The sequence below is a fragment of the Polyangium spumosum genome, assembly GCF_009649845.1.
Lineage (GTDB): Bacteria > Myxococcota_A > Polyangia > Polyangiales > Polyangiaceae > Polyangium > Polyangium spumosum.
In genome coordinates this window covers 596,519-610,674 of the sequence record NZ_WJIE01000006.1, presented here as the reverse complement: position 1 = coordinate 610,674, position 14,156 = coordinate 596,519, and the positions used below count along the sequence as shown (strand labels likewise).

Annotated in this window: 15 protein-coding genes; 5 read left to right on the top strand and 10 right to left on the bottom strand. The window is 70.2% G+C overall.

The genetic code is table 11. The features are described 5' to 3' along the window. Nucleotides 1-1,920 (bottom strand): DUF4139 domain-containing protein, encoded by a 1,920-nt coding sequence (locus GF068_RS23420; protein WP_153821648.1) that lies wholly within the window; start codon nt 1,918-1,920, stop codon nt 1-3. An 84-nt stretch (nt 1,921-2,004) separates the two neighbouring features. Between GF068_RS23420 and GF068_RS23415 the strand changes: the two genes are divergently transcribed. Together GF068_RS23415 and GF068_RS23410 are read left to right on the top strand one after the other, a co-directional pair. After that, entirely contained in the window at nt 2,005-2,148 is a 144-nt protein-coding gene (locus GF068_RS23415; protein WP_153821647.1) for a hypothetical protein, read from the top strand. A 39-nt stretch (nt 2,149-2,187) separates the two neighbouring features. Then, nucleotides 2,188-3,786, top strand: a complete 1,599-nt coding sequence (locus GF068_RS23410; protein WP_153821646.1) for a dipeptidyl-peptidase 3 family protein — start codon at nt 2,188-2,190, stop codon at nt 3,784-3,786. Here the strand turns inward: GF068_RS23410 and GF068_RS23405 are convergent. Continuing rightward, nucleotides 3,781-4,989, bottom strand: coding sequence for a ketopantoate reductase family protein (locus GF068_RS23405; RefSeq protein ID WP_153821645.1), 1,209 nt, complete (start codon nt 4,987-4,989; stop codon nt 3,781-3,783). The two genes, GF068_RS23410 and GF068_RS23405, sit on opposite strands and share 6 nt — an antisense overlap. Before the next feature lie 63 nt (nt 4,990-5,052). Beyond that, the gene (locus tag GF068_RS23400) at nt 5,053-6,003 is read right to left on the bottom strand and encodes a diacylglycerol/lipid kinase family protein (protein ID WP_153821644.1); all 951 of its coding nucleotides are present in this window, start codon (nt 6,001-6,003) and stop codon (nt 5,053-5,055) included. 145 nt (nt 6,004-6,148) lie between these two features. Between GF068_RS23400 and lpxC the strand changes: the two genes are divergently transcribed. Beyond that, on the top strand, nt 6,149-6,982 hold the full coding sequence (lpxC, locus tag GF068_RS23395) for a UDP-3-O-acyl-N-acetylglucosamine deacetylase (protein WP_153821643.1): 834 nt from the start codon (nt 6,149-6,151) through the stop codon (nt 6,980-6,982). A 7-nt stretch (nt 6,983-6,989) separates the two neighbouring features. Here the strand turns inward: lpxC and GF068_RS23390 are convergent, their stop codons facing one another. The 6 genes from GF068_RS23390 to GF068_RS23365 all read right to left on the bottom strand — a co-directional run bounded on the left by GF068_RS23390 (nt 6,990) and on the right by GF068_RS23365 (nt 10,072). Next, a complete protein-coding gene (locus GF068_RS23390) occupies nt 6,990-7,646 on the bottom strand; it encodes a hypothetical protein (protein WP_153821642.1) in 657 nt (218 codons plus the stop codon). Nucleotides 7,647-7,667: 21 nt separating this feature from the next. Beyond that, complete coding sequence (locus tag GF068_RS23385; protein WP_153821641.1) at nt 7,668-7,997, bottom strand: hypothetical protein; 330 nt, start codon at nt 7,995-7,997, stop codon at nt 7,668-7,670. A gap of 80 nt (nt 7,998-8,077) precedes the next feature. Continuing rightward, complete coding sequence (locus GF068_RS23380; RefSeq protein ID WP_153821640.1) at nt 8,078-8,887, bottom strand: family 1 encapsulin nanocompartment shell protein; 810 nt, start codon at nt 8,885-8,887, stop codon at nt 8,078-8,080. Between the two features lie 3 nt (nt 8,888-8,890). Continuing rightward, the gene (locus tag GF068_RS23375; RefSeq protein WP_153821639.1) at nt 8,891-9,292 is read right to left on the bottom strand and encodes an encapsulin-associated ferritin-like protein; all 402 of its coding nucleotides are present in this window, start codon (nt 9,290-9,292) and stop codon (nt 8,891-8,893) included. Nucleotides 9,293-9,362: 70 nt separating this feature from the next. Beyond that, nucleotides 9,363-9,728 carry a hypothetical protein gene (locus GF068_RS23370; protein WP_153821638.1) on the bottom strand — a complete coding sequence of 122 codons (366 nt, stop codon included), beginning with the start codon at nt 9,726-9,728 and terminating at the stop codon, nt 9,363-9,365. Further along, complete coding sequence (locus tag GF068_RS23365; RefSeq protein WP_153821637.1) at nt 9,716-10,072, bottom strand: hypothetical protein; 357 nt, start codon at nt 10,070-10,072, stop codon at nt 9,716-9,718. Before GF068_RS23365 ends, GF068_RS23370 begins: the two co-directional genes overlap by 13 nt. A 114-nt stretch (nt 10,073-10,186) precedes the next feature. Here GF068_RS23365 and GF068_RS23360 point away from each other — a divergent pair, with 114 nt between their 5' ends. Further along, the gene (locus tag GF068_RS23360; RefSeq protein WP_206079525.1) at nt 10,187-11,071 is read left to right on the top strand and encodes a ZIP family metal transporter; all 885 of its coding nucleotides are present in this window, start codon (nt 10,187-10,189) and stop codon (nt 11,069-11,071) included. Here the strand turns inward: GF068_RS23360 and GF068_RS23355 are convergent. Continuing rightward, nucleotides 11,004-13,358: a radical SAM protein gene (locus tag GF068_RS23355; RefSeq protein ID WP_153821636.1), complete on the bottom strand. Its 2,355-nt coding sequence runs from the start codon at nt 13,356-13,358 to the stop codon at nt 11,004-11,006. The genes GF068_RS23360 and GF068_RS23355 overlap by 68 nt on opposite strands. Nucleotides 13,359-13,388: 30 nt before the next feature. On the opposite strand from GF068_RS23355, the gene GF068_RS23350 reads away from it, so the two are divergent. Next, on the top strand, nt 13,389-14,156 hold the full coding sequence (locus tag GF068_RS23350) for a hypothetical protein (protein ID WP_153821635.1): 768 nt from the start codon (nt 13,389-13,391) through the stop codon (nt 14,154-14,156).

Sequence of the window (14,156 nt, the reverse complement as noted above, 5' to 3'; positions counted from 1 at the left end):
CTACGAGCTCCGCGCGAGGGCCTCGAGCGCCCGCTCCGCAGAGCGTCGCCTCGCGTCGGCCTCGTCCTTCAGCCTGCGCAGCTCCGCCTCCATCGGGCCGATGCGCTGCTGCATGGCGTCGAGCTCGCTCACGTACCGCGCGCGCAGCGCACCCTCCGGGCCCACGTCGCGCAGCACCGCGAGCTGCTCGGCGATCTTTCCGTGCCGGGCGAAGACGTCGACGAGCTCGCGATCGAGCCGCACCCGCTCCGCCTCGATCGAGGTCGCCTGCTCGAGGTCGCGCGAGAGCCCGGAGAGCTCGTCGAGGCGTGATGCTTCGACCCGCCCGGACGCTCGCCAGGCCTCGATCTGCGAAGGCGCGACAGACTCGTAGGCGAGGCGCGTCGCCTCGGTCCACGCCTCCGTGACCTCGATCGAGGCCTCGCCGCGCGACGGGGCCTCGACACGGAAGCGCGTGGCGCGTGACGTCTCCGCGAGCGGCGCGAGGCCGCTGGCCGTGAGCGTGCGGCCCTCCTTGCGCGAGAGCTCGACCACGACGTCGACGGCGGCGAGGTGATCGTTTCGCACGCAGACGACGTGGCGCTCCTCGACGCGCCGCTGCTCGATGAGGCCACCCGCCTCGAAGACGAGGCCCGCGAAGGTCGTGTCCCTGCGGCTCGTGCGGCTGCAACGGACCCCCGGGTCCTTCGTGAAGGTGACGCGCGCCGACGCGCCACGCGCCGCGGGGCCGAGGGCGGACTCGCCGACGTAACGGCCGTCGTCGTAGACCGCGCATCGGCCCTCTTCGAGGCGAACGCCGGTGTCGTTGTCGAAGCAGAGCACGAGGTCGGGGTTCGGGCCCGCGCCCTCGCGGAAGAGGCGCTCCTTGCGCACACGGACGCTCTTGGCGAGCACCGGGATCATGGCGGCGCCGCGGCGCGGGATGGAGACGGGACCCTCGGCGGTCCACTCCCTCGGCTCGGCGGCGATCGCGGCGGCGAGCTCGGCGGCGGCGAGCTCGGTGTCCATCGTGTCCGCCTCGTCGAGCCGCTCCTGCGCGCGGCCAGCGAGCGCGACGAGCGTGCCGAGCGGCGCGGCGGCGCGGATCGTGGCCGGCTGGCCGTGCGCGCGGCGGGTGCGCTCGAGCTTCGTGGCGTTCTCGGGCTCGTCGTCGTCGCCCCGCCGATCGACGCGCCCGAACGAGTCGCTCGTCGCCGCGGCGGGCTGCGCGGACGTGAGCACGAGCTCCACGTCCTCGAGGTCCTCTTCGAGCGGGTTCTGCACGAGGGCGAAGGCGAGGAGCCGCGCCTCCGCGCCGGAGAGCGCGAGGCGGTACGAGACCTGGAACGGCGCCGCGGGCACCACGTAGAGCACGCGCACGTCCTCGACGTGGCCCTCGAGCGTCACGCGCACGGCGCGACCGTCTCCGCCGGCGGAGGCGCGCCCGCGGCTCACGAGCACGTCGAGGCTGCCTTGCAGGGCGGGATCGGCGAGCTCGATCTTCCGCACCGAGGCGAGGTCGACGACCTCGATGTGCCCGGCGCCCGTGCGGAGCAGCAACCACCTGCGTGGACCTTGGCCGCCGGGCGACTCCTCGAAGCCGAGCACCTCGCCCTCGATCGGCCCGTCGCTGCCGGAGACCCGCACGCGCCGCCCGCGCGCGGCGTGCACGATGCCGCGCAGCGTCGCGCCGGGCTCGAAGCGGAGCTTTCGTTCGGCGAGCGCGGCGTCCGGATCCTCGGGCGCGTCGAAGCCGAGCGCCGTGGCGCGACCCTCGCCGCGCTCGACCCAGACCACGAGCGAGCGCAGCACCTCGCCGAGCTCGGCGCGGCCGAAGGGCAACTCGAAGCTTCCGTCGGCGCTGCCGCGTCGCTCGACGTGGGCGAGGCCTTCCTTGGAGAGGACCACGCGCCGGATGCGTGGCCCAAGGTTTCGTCCCATGCGGACGCAAGGGTATCGCCGAAGCGCACCCCGAGAAAAGCGCGGGCGCTTGACCCGCCGCATCGGCTCGGAAACGATGCCTCCATGCGCCACCTCCTCGTCGCCCTCGTCGCGCTCTCGGGCCTCCTCGCCGCATGCACCCACCGGCCGCCGCCCCGCGCCGCCGATCCGGGCTGCGGCTGCGCGGCACGGCAAAACAACCAGCAGCAGAACCAGTGGTCGCGTTGACGCGTGGGTCGCGCGGCCTGTCCGGGTCATCAAGACACCATGCGAATCCTGCCTGACGTCTCCGCGCGCCTCGCGCGCTTCGTGCCCACGCCCATCGACGCCGACCTCGACGCGCTCTCGCCGGAGGAGCGCGAGGTCCTCGCGCACCTCGTCCGGGCGTCCTTGCCGATCGACGAGATCTTTTTGCGGCAATCGTTCGCCGAGGCGCCCGCCTTGCGCGAGGCGCTGGCGAAGGAGGCGTCGCCACTCGCGAAGGACGCGCTCGTTTATTTCGACCTCTCGGCCGGGCCCTGGGACAGGCTCGATCAGGCGCCGTTCGTGGGCGAAATGCCGCGGCCGCCCGGCGCCGGTTATTACCCGGTCGACATGACGAAGGAGGAGCTCGAGGCGCACATGGCCGCGTCTCCGGGCGAGGCCGACGCGCTCCGGAGCCTCTACACGCTCGTCCGGCGCGCGGAGAAGGGGCTCGTGACGATCCCGTACCGCGACGCCTTCCGGGTATTCCTCGGGCCCGTCGCCAGGGAGCTCGAAGCGGCGCGGAAGGCGTCGAAAGACGAGGGGCTCTCGCATTACCTCGGCGCCGTCGTCGAGGCGCTCGGCGTCGATGATTATTACGCGAGCGACATCGCCTGGATGGATATGGCGAGCCGCGTCGAGGTCACGATCGGCCCCTACGAGACCTACGAGGATCGGCTCTTCGGGTACAAGGCCGCGTTCACCTCGTTCGTGACCGTGATCGACCCTTCGGCGTCGAGCACGCTCGCGCGGCTGAAGTCCGAGCTGCCCGCGATGGAGCAGAACCTCCCCCTGCCGGACGAGCACAAGAACCCGAACCGCGGCACCGATTCACCCATTCGCGTGGCCGACCTCGTCTTTTCGGCGGGCGACACCCGGGCGGGCGTGCAGACGCTCGCGTTCAACCTGCCGAACGACGAGCGGGTCCGCGAGGCGAAGGGGAGCAAAAACGTCCTGCTCCGCAATGTGATGAAGGCCAAATTCGAGGGGATCCTGAGGCCGATCGCGGCGCGTGTCCTCGCGCCCGAGGAGCTCGGGCGCCTCTCGGCCGACGCATTTTTCCACCACACGCTCCTGCACGAGCTCTCGCACGGCCTCGGGCCGGGCCGGATCGTCGTGGACGGCGCCTCCACGGAGGTGCGGCTCCGGCTCCTGGAGCTGCATTCGCCGCTCGAGGAGGCGAAGGCCGACGTGATGGGGATCTACAACCTCCTCTTTTTGATGGATCGTGGCGTCCTGCCGGCCGAGGGGCGGAGCGCGCTGTTCTCGACGTTCCTCGCCGGCATGTTCCGCGCGACGCGTTTCGGAGTCGAGGAGGCGCACGGCAAAGGGACGGCGCTCCAGTTCCATTGGCTGATGGAGAAGGGCGTCATCCGCGAGGACGCGGCGAGCGGGCTGTTCTCGATCGATCACGACGCTGTGCCCGCGGCGATCCGCGAGCTGCTCGGCGAGATCCTCCTCGTGCAGGCCCGCGGCGACAAGGAGGGGGCGCGGGCCATGTTGTCGAAATACGGCGTGATGTCGGCGGCGCTCGAACGGGCGCTCGGCAAGCTCGGCGATATCCCGGTGGATATCCGTCCGATCTATCCGGCCGCCGAGCGCCTGCTCGGCGTCAGGTCATAACTCGAGCGATGACGGGGACGTGACGCGGGCCGCCGGCTTGCGCGGCGGGGGCGGGATCTCCGGGTCGAGCGCGGCCGGATCCGCCTCCGCGGGCGGCGGCGGCATGGAGAACGGCGCGTTCACCAGCGTTCGCGTGCGCTCGTAGAGCGCGCGGCAAATCGCGAGCGACGGCGTCGTCCGGTTCTTGGCGAGCGCGTGGACCTCGGCCTGGACCGCCGCGTTGATGGGCGTGGCAATGCCGAGCGAGAGGCCGCGGCTCACGATTTCGCCGTTCAGGAAATCCACGGCGGGCGGGCGGCCTCGCTCGATCGCGGAGAGCATCGACGAGCGCATCTTGCGGAAGCGCGCGCCCACGGCGAGCAAAATGGCGTGCTTGGCGAAAAGCGAGGGCGAGCCGACGGAGGCGCGGTCGGCGTCGGAGAGCGCGATCCAGTCGAGATCGAGCGTACCCGAGACCTTCTGCAGCCGGACGCCCGAGGCGCGGGCGACGAGCACGACCTCGGTCATGATCTCCAGCGCGAGCCGACGAATGAAGCGATGGCGCAAGAGCACGCCGAGCCGCTCGCCGCCGAGCGCGCCGAGGGAGGTGATCGTGCAATTGATGGCGAGCTTCGACCAGCGCGCGCCGGCGAGGTTGTCGGTGAGGATCGTCTCGCCGATCGAGCCGAGCGCCTTCGCGAGCGGAGGAAGCCTCTCGTCCGGCAGCCCATCCATCCGCCCGAGGACGAATCCCCCGGGCGAGGTGCGCTCGTACACGCCGGGCTCCAGCATGGACGCGCCCCAGGCGACGACGCCGCCGAGCACCCGCTCGGGCCCCGCGATCCGCGCGATTCGTTCTTCGCACAGGCCGTTCTGGAACGTCACCATCGCGCCCGCCTCCGCGAGGAACGGAGCCACGCCGCGCGCGGCCTCCTCCACCTGCGGCGGCTGCGTGGCGAGCAGGATGTAATCAAACGGCTCGGTGCCCGCGGGCAGCGACGAGACGGCCCGCCCGCGCACCGTGCCGGGGCTGTTCTCGCCGAGGACGCGCAGGCCCTTCGTATTGATCGCGTCCGCGATTCGTGTATTCGTGGTCAGCGCCGTGACGTCGTGCCCACCCGCGAAGAGGTGCGCGGCCACGAGGCCACCGATTCCGCCGCATCCAACGACCAAAAAGCGCGGTCCAGAGGAGCGCGCGCCGCTCGAGACGTCGTCCTGGCTCATGAGGCAAGAGATTCTACAACCAATTCAGCGGCGCGCGAGCCAATTCCGCAATGCCGCACCGCATTATTGCTTGGGGACGAGCACCTCGATGGCGCCGGGCACCATCTCGACCTCGAGCGGCAAGCGGCCGAGCGGCTCGCCGTCGACGTCGAGCAGGAACCGATCCGCGACATCCTGGTTCAAAAGTTCCAATTGGATGCGCTCGCAGCGGTAGTGCTTCACGTCGAGCGAGTGCACGTGCGTGCCGGTGTACATGCGCGAGGAGACCATGAAAAAACGCAGCCTCGAGGCGGCGCCGAGGTCCACGACGTCGAAGAGCCCGTCGTCGGGGTGGGCCATCGGCGCGACCTGCATGCCGCTGCCGAAGAAGCGGCCGTTGCAGATGGCGAGGCAGCGCGTCTCGATCGTCTCCTCGCGCGAGCTGTCCTCCCGCCATATCGTGCATTTGACGCGGCCCACGACGCTCTGCGCGAGGCCTTTCACCGAGGACGTGAAATACGCCATCGTGCCGCCGAGCGTGCGCGTCGACTCGGCCACGAGCTGGTCGACGAGGCCGCTCATGCCGACGGAGAGGATGTTCACGAAAAAAGAGCTCTTCCGCTCCCCGGCTTGCGTCGCGTACGAGAATCGGCCGATGTCCACCGCGCGCGTCTTGCCCTCGGCGATGGCCTCGCAATAACGGTCGAGGCGGTTCTCGAAGCCGAGCGTGCGCCGGTAGTCGCCACCCGTGCCAGCGCCGATGATGCCGAGCTTCGGCGGCTTCTTGCCCGCCTCGCGCGCCTCCATGAGCCCGCAGACGACCTCGTGGATCGAGCCGTCGCCCCCGACCGCGACCACCATCTCCCGCCCCTCGCCCGCCGCGTCGCGCGCGATGTCGACCGCGTGGCGCGCGCGCTCGGTGAACGCGACGTCCACGTGCCCGAGGTGGCGCTCGATCGGGCCGCGCATCTTCTCGAAGAGCGCGCCGGTCTTTCCGCCAGCCGAGCGAGGGTTCACGATGAGGAGCGGCTTCATCGATCCAACCCTTGCCACGACATGACCGCGCGCCACAAGATCGAACCGGCCTCGTTCTCCACTCCGTGACGCGCCGCGAAATGTTTTTCGCGCCTCGCGCCACGAACGAAGGACCCGAACGACACGAGAGCGTCACGAAGGAACAATGGTCGACAAACGAAAAACGCCGGCGGACGAGGTGGTGATCGCGGGGCGAGGCCTGCATACGGGTGAGGTCGCCGAGGTGCGCATTCGGCCCGTCGCGCCGGGCGAAGGCCGCTTCTTCGTGCGGATGGATCTGCCGGACGCGCCCGTGATCCGGGCCCGCGCGACGTTCGTCGCCGATACGACCCGCTCGACCACGCTCGCGAATGGAGACACGAAGATCAGGACGCCGGAGCATTTGCTCGCGGCGCTCGCCATGATGGACGTGGACGACGCGCGAATCGAGCTCACGGGGCCGGAGGTGCCGATCCTCGACGGCTCGGCCCTGCCGTGGGCGGAGGCGCTCGCGCGGGTGGGGCTCTCGGCGGCCTACGCGCCGCGGCTCGAGACGACGCTCGAAGCGCCGATCTGGATCCCCTCGATGGAGGGCGGGTTCGTCGCGGCCGTCCCCTCCCCCGAATTGCGTTTTTCCTGTGGAATCGCGTTCGACGCGGCGCCGATCGGCGAGCAATGGTTCTCCTTCGTCGCCTCACCCGAGCGATTCTTGCGAGACATCGCCCCGGCGCGGACGTTCGGCACCCTCGCGGACGTGGAGATGATGCGGGCGCGCGGGTTGCTCGCGGGGGCAAACCTCGATGTGGGGATCGTTTGTGATCAGACGAGGTGGCTGAACGGCCCGCTGCGCTTCCCGGAGGAGCCCGCGCGCCACAAGCTGCTCGATTTCGTGGGGGATCTGTCGCTCGTCGATCCGCTGCCGCGGGCGCATTACCTCGCGTTCAAGGCGGGGCACGCTTTGCACGTGCGGCTCGCGAGGCGGCTTTTGGAGGGCGGGTAGCCGGGCGTCAGGCGTCGGGATCCCGCAGCAGATAACCCGCCATTTCATCGATCAGCGGGATCGCGTCCGGCTCGCTCGCCTCGGCGACCTTGCGGGCCGCGTCGAGCGCGCGCCGCGCCGTCTTCACGTCGTTCGTGGCCACGCAGAGCTGCGTCGTCGCGAGCAGCACGGGCAGGAGCGCGGCCGGATCCTCGGCGAGCTCGGCGGCCATGCGGGCCCGCGGCAAGAGCGCGCGCGCGCCTTCGATGTCGCCCACGGACAGCGCCGCCACGATCTTGTTCGAGAAGAGCACCGCGCGCTGGACCGGATCCTCGGCTTGTCGCTCCAGGTCGTCCGCCGACATCGAGGCGAGCCGCTCCATCTCGAAGGCCTGCGCGAGCCCGGCGCGCAGCCGCCCGAGGCCCTCGACGTGCTCGGGCAGGTTCGCCGCCTCGGCGTCCTTCTGCGCCCGATCGAGCACCAAGAGCGCCTCCTCCCCGCGCCCGAGGCTCGCCAGCGCCCGCGCCTCGAGCGCCCGCGAAGGCGCGAGCAGGTCGGGCGTCGCCGATAACGACGGCTGGAGCGCCTTCACCCGCGAGAGCGCGTCCTCGAATTGCCCCGCCCCGAGCTCGTTCGCGGCGAGCGCGAGCGCGCTCCGCGGATCGTCCGTCCCTTCAACCGTCATGACAAACCTCTCCGTGGCGCCTCAGCGCTCCTCCGCGGGCCGCCGGGAGGGCGGCACGTAATGGGTCGAAAAACCCTTTTTTTCGAGCCAGGAGGCGAGCAGCTCGCCCCGCTTCGGCTCCTCGAGCCCCGACTCTTCGAGGCCGAGATCGACGGCGACGCTCGCCATGAGCGAGCAGGGGTGCTCGCCGGGCGCTTGCTTCGCCTTCTCCGTCTCCTCCTTGCATACCCGGAACACCGCCTCGTACTTCTCGAGCGCCGCCTTGGCCTTCGCTTCCTTCGAGCAGCCGAGGGCGAGCAAGGGGAAGGCGAGGACGAGCGCGGGGAGGGCGCGCAGGGAGCGTGTTTCCATGGTCGGTGTTCCTGCCGCGCGGGCGGCGGCGCACCGTACACGAGGGTGGGGCGAAACGGAAGGGGCGGGCCCGATCGAGATCAGCCGCGACGCAAGACCACGGCGGCCTGCGGCTCGATCACCCGGAAGGTGAACGACTCCGTGAGGAAGAGCTCGACCTTGTTTTTCTCGTGATACGTGTATCCGATCGAGAGGTCCTGCCCCACCGTCAGCTCGAAATCGCCGCCGCGCACGGAGAGCAGCACCGCGCCGGTGAGCGCGGGCGCCCAGACGACCGGGTGATCGATGATCTGTCGCTCGATGCGCTTCAAGATCGGATACCCGTCGTCCGAGCCCGCCGCGAGCTCGTCGTATTCACGCGAGCCAGCCACGAGCACGTACGGGCCCGTCACCCCGGCCGATCGCAGGACCTCCTTCGCCTGCACGACCGCCGCGGGGAACGCCGTGACGGACGGGACACGCACGGGCGGGTGCGGGCTCTTCTGCACGATGCCGGGGATGTCGCCCTCGGCATAACCGTGGAAGATGGCGCCGTCCTCGACACGCGCGATCCGCTCGGCCGCCTGCACCACGGCCGAGAGGTCGACGTCCGCCGCCCCGCGCGCGACGGCGTCGAGATCGGGGAGGTCGAGCACGATGGGCGTCCGGAGCTCGAGCAGCGGCTGGGACGTGCGTTGCCCGATGGTCACGCCGGGGACGGGGCCCTCGCCGAGCGGCCGGAGCCGGCCCGTGTTCCGCGCGGCATATCCCCAGCCGAACGGGCCGCGAAAATCGACGAGCTTGCGCGCCGCGAGGCTCAATTCGAGGACGCGCCGCGCCTCGGCGTCGATGAGCTCGAACGCCTCGGGCAGGATCGGAGCGAGATTGCGGCGAAGCAGATCCATGGCCATGGCTCACCTCCCCTTCAAGCTGCCGATGCCGAGCCCACGACCCGAGCCCAGTTGAGGCCTCGCGGGCGCCGCCGCCTTTTCGTCTTCGCCCCCGCCCTCCCCTCCTTCCGAGCGCTCCTCGATCTCGGTGATGGGCGCGGTCTTCAACAAATACGTGCGGATTTTTTCGTCGAATAACGCGTCTTTCCGGCGAATCCATTCGAGGTTCATCATGGCGTGCTCGATCTCCTCCTCGCGGTTGTGCAGGAGGACGGCCTCGAGCTCCGGGTCGGTCGTGACCTCGGCGCGTTGCGCATACCAATCGATGGCCTCGAGCTCTTCGATCAAAGACCAGATCGCCCGGTGCATCTCCCGGGCGCCAGGGGACAGGACGTCGTATGGCTCGTGATAGGTCTCGCTGCCCATACCCCTGGGATGAAGAACCCGCGCGCGAGGTCGCGGAGCGTCGAGGGCGAAGGGCGCGCAGGCGGGCCGGTCAGTAGTGCATACGCGGCGCGCCGGGCTGCGCTTGCCCGGCTCCCTGCTTGACCGCATTCACGAGCAGGAAGATCGACACCGGCACGAGCACGGCCGCGAGGACGTGCATGCCCATCGTGAGGACCTGCAAGAGCGTGAACAACGTCCCGAAGCCGAAGTAGCTCAGGGCGAAGCTCAGGACCATCCGCACGAGGGAGGCGAAGGCCGTGAGCGCACCCGCGCCCGCGAGGGCCAAACCCGCGCCCCCATGCGCGCGCCGCACCGTGCCGAGACCCACCACGACGAAGGCGACCCCGAAGAGGATCGTGATGCCCGTGGACGCGAAGCTGAGCAACCCTGCGCCGAGCCCGCTCATCCCGCCCATGCCCCACCGCCCTTCTGCTGCCGCGCCTCGGCGAGCTTGTACGAGGCGAACGCGACCCCGCCGTAAAACACCGTGCCCGTCCCGAGCCAGATCACGGTGCCGAGGGCGTTCCAGATCATCATCGAGTCGTAGTCGGCCTTCACCGTCATCGCGTCGAGGAGGATATCGAGCCCGAGGCCGAAGAGCCGCACGCCGCCCGCGCCCGCGAAGATCAAGCCCGCCGTCTGGTTCACGGGCCGCACGAGGGCGAGCCCCAGCACGAGCACGGCGATGGCCACGAGCACGTACACGCCCGTGCTCATCACGCCGAGCAATGACAAAAAACCACGTTCTGCCGAGTCCATCCGCCCTCCTGCGCGCCTCCAACGAACGGGCGCGACGTTACAGGTGACCAGGACACACCACGAGGAGCAAGGCTCTCGACCGGACCCGCCCGAATTCATGCTACGACGCGCCGCGTGTCTCTCGCCGCCGGGCTCGCCGTCCTCGCGCTCGCCGTCCTCCTCGGCGGCCTCGCCGCGATCTGGCGTGACCACGGGCAACGCGTCATGCCGGGGCTCGGGACGTTCGCGATGGTCGGCTCGGCCGCGATCGCGCTCTTGCACCTCCTGCCCGAGGCGATCGCCGACGCCGGATGGCTCGCGCTCGGCGCGGCCGTGGCGGGCTTCCTCGTGCCTTTCCTGATCGAGCGGCTCGTGGCGCCGCGCCACGCGCACGCGCACGCACACGGGCACGGGCACGCACACACGGACGGGCCGGCGCTGCTCGTGGGGTACCTGGCGGTGCTCTTGCACCAGGCCGGCGAGGGCACGGCCGTCGCTTCGCTCGCGCGCGCAGCGGAGCTTCAGCCGACGCTCGTCCTCGCGATCGCGGGGCACACGGTGCCGCTCGCGATGGTGGTGGCGATCCAGGCGCTCGAGCACGTCGAGGGGCCGAAGAAGCGGGTCGTCGCGGCGCTCGCGCTCGTCGGGTGTGTGGTCGCGACGGCGTGCGGCGCGGTGTCGCTCGACCTCGTGGGCGAGGAGCGGCTCGCGGCGGTCCGGCCGTGGCTCGTGGCGTCGGTGGCGGGGCTCCTGCTGCACGCGCTCACGCACGCGCCGAAGGTGGGCGACGAGAACACGCGCAGCCGCGTGACGGAGATCGTGGCGGGCCTCGTGGGTCTGTCGATCGCGCTCGTGAGCCTCGAGCCCGACGGGTGGGTGCTGCACCTCGGCTGGCCCGTGCGGGTGCTCGGCGTCGTGCTCCTCGTCGCGGCGGTGGTGGTGAAGGGCCTCGTCAGTGGCGCGCGAACGGTCGCGGAACATCCGCTGCGATCGGACGGACGAGATCCTCGGGCCGGATGAGCCACGTCGGCTCGGGGACGTCCTCGAGCTCGTAGAAGCCGCCGCAGAAGACCTCGTGCGGGCACGCCTCGCAGACGGGCTTCTTCACGCGCCGCTCGCGCAGGTACTCGAAGAGGTTCACCTCCTCGTTGTTCACGAAGAGCATGTGCCGCTCGAGCTTGAGCATGTCGCCGAGGAGGAAGTCCTCGTAGCCGGGCATGAAGCAGAAGGGCAGGTTGATGACCTGGATCTTCATGCGATCGCGGAACGCGTCGATGGTCCGTTTCGTCTCCGCGGCGGCGGCGGCCGTGTCGGGGCAGACCGAGCTCGTGGCGCGCCCGAAGGGCGTGAGGAACTGGATGTTGAACCAGCGCAGGCCGAGGTCGAAGACGAGCGCGGCGACGTCGAAGAGCTTCTTGTGGTTCGACTTCGTGAGCGTGATGTTCGCGCCGAGCTCGACGCCCGGCGGGGCGAGGCGGACGAAGTTCTTCACGCCCGCGACGGTCTGATCGAAGGCCTCGGCGACGCCCACGTTCTGCGCGTGGGTCTGCGCGTCGGGGCCGTGGATGCTCGTGAGGATCGAGGTGACGCCGGAGTGGACGAGCTCTCTCGCGTACGCCTCGTAGCTCGACATGCGCGCGTTCGTGGTGACGTTGACGCGCTCGTAGCCGATGCGGCGCGCGAACTGGACGAGGCGGACGAGGTTCGGGTTGAGCGTGGGCTCGCCGCCGTCGAAGTCGAGCAGCGTGACGCCGAGCTTGCGGTACTTCACGAGCAGCTCGCGTTGCCGATCGAGGTCGCCGTCGAACTGCGAGCGCGTGCCGGTCGCGCAGAAGGTGCAGCGGTTGTTGCACTTGTAGGTGACGTTCATGATCACCTTCTTCGGCCCCTCGGAGGCCCGGATGCGCTCGTCGAACGTCCACTTGAAGCGGCGCAGGTCCTCCTCGGTGAAGGCGTCGGTCGCGATCGTGGGCACCTGCTGGAAGCGCGGGCCCCAGTCGCTCACCACGGGCAACGCGCGGCCCTTCTTTTTGGCCTCGGCGCCGAGGCGCGTGCCGGGCAGCGGCGTCGCGAACTGCACGCTCGGGAAGGCGCCCGTCTGCTCGAAGAGGTCGAGCGCGAAGGCGAGCGTGCCGTTGATGTCGCGCTTCGTCTCGCCGGGCAGGCCGATCATGAAGTGCACGAGCATCGGCAGCTCCGCCTGCTGCGCGAGCCGGGCCGCGGCCTGGATGGCCGAGAGGTCGAGCTGCTTGTCCACGACCTCGTCGACGACCCTCTGCACGCCGCTCTCGGCGCTCACGCTCAGCGTGGTCATGCGGCCCTTCATGGCCTCGACGTGACGCGCAAGGACGTAGTCGGCGCGGACGCCGTTGGGGATCTCGAAGCCGAGATCGTGCTTCTCGAGCAGGTCGAGCACGGCGTCGAAGTGCCGCTCGTTCACGTTGACGAGCTCGTCGAGCAGGTGCACGCGACGCACGCCACGCGCGGCGAGATCACCGAGGAGGCGGTCGAGGTAGGCGGGCGCGTAGCGGCGCTGGGTCTTCGGCCGGACGAGCTCGCCGTCCTTGCGGGCCGTGGGGTTACTGGAGCAGTGGACGCAGCGGTAGGGGCAACCGCGGCTCGTCAGGACGGGCGCGCTCTTGCCGCCGATCGGGAAGGCCCAGTGGGGCCGGCCGAGGCCGCGGATCGTGGCCTCGTGGAAGGCGAAGTAGGCGGGCAGATCGACGAGGTCCCACGCGGGCAAGGGCAGATCGTCGAGGCGCGGCGGCTCCTCGGGGACGAGGGCGAAGGGCTCCTTCGGCGGGCCTCGCCGGACGAGGTCTTCGAGCACGCGCGCGAGCACGCCCTCCGCCTCGTAGCGGATCAAAACGGAGACCTCGGGGTAGGCGGCGAGGATCTCGTGCGAGGGGACGTCGACGACGTGCTGGCCGCTCTGGTAGAGGTCTGCCAAGACAAGGGGACGATCAGGACGATGCGCGGCGAGATCAGCGAGGAGCTTCGCGAGCAGTTCGTCGCGCGAAGGCGGCCGATGGAAGGGCGTGTACGCGACGAGCACGACGTCCGTCTCGTCGGAGACACGCGCGAGGACCCGGCCGAGCGGCGCGCCGAGGAGCACGTACCCCGGGTCGTCCTCGCGGCTCGTGAGCGTCGCGCCCTCCATCGCGAGGGCGTCGACGAGGTCGACCTCGAACCCGGCCTCGCGCAGGACGGCGGCCGCCTGGAGGGCGCCGAGGTCGGCGAAGTACGGGTAGTCGATGAAGTCGCGCGAGACGCGGATCGGAGGGAAGACGATCGCGATGCGGGACATCGGCCGTATCGTATAAGGGAAGGGCTCCGCATGGCGAAGGTTGTTTCCCCGAAAAAAGTGGCTGCGTTGTCCATCGCCCTGCTCGCGCCGCTCGCGTGGGCCGAGCCCGCGAGCGCGCAGCAAGGTCCACGCGGCGGCCGCAGCACGACGGACGCCCAGGCCGAGGCGAACAAAGAGCAGGCCGGCGTCCGCACGCTCGGCACGAGTGGCCTCGAGGACGAGAACGACCCGACGATGCGCGAGGTGAAGCCCGAGCGGCGGAGCAGCTTCACGTTCGGGATCGCGCTCGGCGCGTCGCTCGGGAGCGTGTCGGGTTTCCCGAACGATCCGACGAAGATCGGCCTCGCGCGGTACTACACGGACACGGGCGTGGGCGCGGGCTTCGGCGGGCGCGCCTGGATGGGCGTGGCGCTACGGGATTTCTTGACGTTTGGCCTGACGTTCGGGTCGCTCGGGATCGACGCGGGCGAGACCGTGATGTTCAGCGGGATGGTCGGGTTTCACACGGAGGTCTTCCCGCTCTACACGCTCGGCGGCCCGCTCCGGGACCTCGGGCTCATGGTCGAGACGGGCGTGGGGACGGCGATCGTGACGCCGCCCGACGACCAGGACACGCTGCTCGTCGACGGAGGTTTGACCTCGGCCCTCGGGCTCGGCGTGTTTTACGAGGGGCTCCGTTTCGGGAAGAAGCTCGGGATGGGGCCGTATCTCTCGTACGATTACATGTACGGCAATTCGATCCGCGGCGGGGCCTTCGTGCTCGGCTGGCGGACGGCGCTGTATCCGCGGCACAAATGA